The following is a 1,370-nucleotide window of genomic DNA, read 5'->3' on the forward strand; positions in this document are numbered from 1 at the left end:
AATCAGTATCGTGATTTGGAATCAATTAATGCATATCACGAGTTAGTAGAACAAGAACACTTACTACCTTCAGAAACGATGATTAAATATCTAGCGGCACACTCAAGAGACAATGCTAGAACACCTATGCAGTGGAATGGTACAGAAAATGCTGGATTTAGCAAAGTAACGCCGTGGTTACCAGTTAACCCAAACTACAAGTTAATTAATGTTAAAGATGCACTCAATGATAAAAACTCTGTATTTTATTTTTATCAAAAATTGATCAAACTTAGGCATGAATTACCAATCATTACAGATGGTGTGTTCAATCTTGTTGAGGGAAATGAATCTGATCAGGAAGTATTTGCATATACTCGTCAAAATGAAGAAGAATCCTTACTAGTGATTGCAAACTTTACAGACAAAGTGGTTGAACGAGAGTACAGAGTTTTGGATAACAGTAAGCTGCTGATTCAAAATTATAAAGATATTGTTAAAAACAATGAATTAAGACCATATGAAGTAAGAGTATATCTTTCTGAAAAATAAATGAGCATCTACGGGGGGAATTATTATTATGGCAGAAAGAACAACTTTACAGTCAAATAAAAAGACTGGTAAATTGCCATGGAATGAACGATTAAGTTATGGAGCAAGTGACTTTGCATGTAGTTTTACATTTAGTTTAATTGGGACTTACTTGATGTACTTCTATACAGACGTTTTTGGGATTACTGCATCTGCTGTAGGAACGTTAATGTTAGTTGCAAGGATTATTGATGCAATTGATGGTCCTTTTTGGGGAGTTATGATTGACCATACACATACCAAGTGGGGAAAAAGTCGCCCTTATTTGCTTTGGTTCAATGCCCCATTTACAATTTTTACTATTTTGTGCTTTATGACGCCTGATTTATCCATGAATTGGAAAATTGTTTGGGCATATGTAACCTATATTGGTATTGACGTTTTGTACTCGGCTGTTAATATTCCGTTAACATCTATCCTACCAAGCATGACTACTGATCCCGACGAACGGGTCGTATTGTCCACGATACGTTCTTTGTTTTCAAACTTTGGAGGAACCTTAATTTCAGTTATTGCACTGCCTCTTGTGACATTATTTGGTGGGCCTAACAATCCTAGAAAAGGATTCTTTTGGCTAGCTGTAATGGCAGCTGCAGTGTTCTTTATTATTTATCTAGTGGTATTTGCTAATGTACGTGAACATGTACAAACGAGACAGTCACAAAAATCATTACCTTTTAAAACTTCCTTAAAGGCTCTTAAAAATAATTGGCCTTGGCTGATTGTTATTGGCTTAAATTTTATTTATTGGTTAGGTATGCAAGCCAAAAACCAAGTCACTATTTATTTCTTTAAATATA

General features: G+C 34.7%; 2 protein-coding genes. Both read left to right on the plus strand.

Annotated elements, in window-relative coordinates; translation table 11 throughout:
- On the plus strand, positions 1–531 hold a 531-nt coding region (locus FHL06_RS13100), incomplete at its 5' end, for an alpha-amylase family glycosyl hydrolase (RefSeq protein WP_153387045.1).
- Positions 532–559: 28 nt separating this feature from the next.
- On the plus strand, positions 560–1,370 hold an 811-nt coding region (locus FHL06_RS13105; RefSeq protein WP_192917998.1), incomplete at its 3' end, for a glycoside-pentoside-hexuronide (GPH):cation symporter.

The organism is Companilactobacillus halodurans, from assembly GCF_009600985.1.
GTDB lineage: Bacteria > Bacillota > Bacilli > Lactobacillales > Lactobacillaceae > Companilactobacillus > Companilactobacillus halodurans.